Annotated in this window: 1 protein-coding gene; it reads left to right on the top strand. The window is 37.0% G+C overall.

Going from position 1 to position 1,478, the window contains the following annotated elements:
- Positions 1–67 precede the first annotated feature (67 nt).
- The coding region (locus AC1DPQ_RS27465; RefSeq protein WP_477611522.1) for a TonB-dependent receptor at positions 68–1,478 on the top strand (1,411 nt) is incomplete at its 3' end.

The raw sequence follows: 1,478 nt of genomic DNA, 5'->3' as shown, positions 1-1,478 counted from the left end.
GTATTTAAGTCAGCAAAGTATTGAGCTTAAGGGTGTTGAAATTAAATCATATAAACCTCCGATTCAGATGAAGGGCGATACATTGGAATTTAATGCGGATGCTTTCAAAACCGCGAAGAATGCGGTGGTACAGGATCTGCTTAGAAAATTGCCCGGGGTAATATTGTGGGGAGATGGGCTTATTACAGTTAATGGAAAGGCTGTCAAAAAGGTGTTGGTGGAAGGCAAACCGTTTTTCGGTGGAGATGCAAAGATCGCGATCCAGAATTTACCAAAAGAATCAGTAGACAAAATACAGGTGTATAAGGCTGGTGATGATAGGACTACAAAATTGGACTCATCTGTAAATATCAATATTAAGTTAAAGAACGGCTGGAAATCCGGTTTGTTCGGAAAGATCTCTTCAGGCTACGGTACTGACAAAAGATATGTTGCGGGGTTTGCTGTGAGCAGTTTTTCGCCCAGGACGCAGATTACAATCGCGTCTATGGCTAACAATAGTAATATTGTGGTCAACGACGTATTAGAAATGACCCGCGAGGCCTCTTTTAAAGCTACAGGCGTTAGCCTTGAATTACAGCCCGATTTCTTTGTAGAAGGACTAAACAAATCTAAAGCAGCAGGATTTAACTTCTTGCATGATTTTATAGCCGATGCTGCCCAAAATCGAAATAACCGATTAGAAAATAGCTATTTTGTTACACAACGTGACGGGGATTTAGTTAAAAATACCATTACCTCAATCAATATAAAAGCGGACAGTAATTTGCTCCAATCTTATAATGAGACTAGGACATCATCCACCTTAAATCAAAATTTCAAAAATAGCTACAAACTGGAGAATGATTTACTGGAGTTCTATTTCATACCTAATTTTTCGCAGACCCGTAGCCAGGATTTTTTTAATTCCAAAAGCGTTTCAATATCTGGCGATCAAACCTTACAAAGTGCTTCTTCAAGTACTCTTAAAGAAAATATTTTTAATAAGGTTCTTACATTTAACACAGGCTTCAGAAGCAAAACCAAGAATTTTCAAATAGGTTACTCCTCATTTTTAAACACTTCAGATAATATAAAAGAAAATAAAACGTCTTTTGCATCCAATGATAATCTGTCACAACTTACAAGATTTGACAGAAACTACGATATCAAACGCCGCCGCATATCTAATGACCTGTCCCTAAAGCTATTCAAATTAGAAAGATTATTTGGGGGTAGGGACAATGTGGTAGATTTGACTTTCGTAAACAATGTAAATTTTTCAAGTGATCTGAATAATAGTAGCGTTGATGATGGCGATTTGAGCACAAACTTTAGAACTAAAAATTCTTATCTTTCAAATAGGAGTCTTTACAGATTTATAGACGAAAGGCCCACAATCAAACTGGAAAAAACTATTGAAAAATCTTTGGTCAACCGATTCAGCAGGTTATGGCGTTTTTCCTTGGATATCAATGGACAGCTGTACAAACAAACCC

The organism is Pedobacter sp. 01T416_2 (assembly GCF_056398925.1).
Note: the sequence above shows the minus strand (reverse complement) of the source record. Positions and strands in the feature narration are given on the sequence as shown.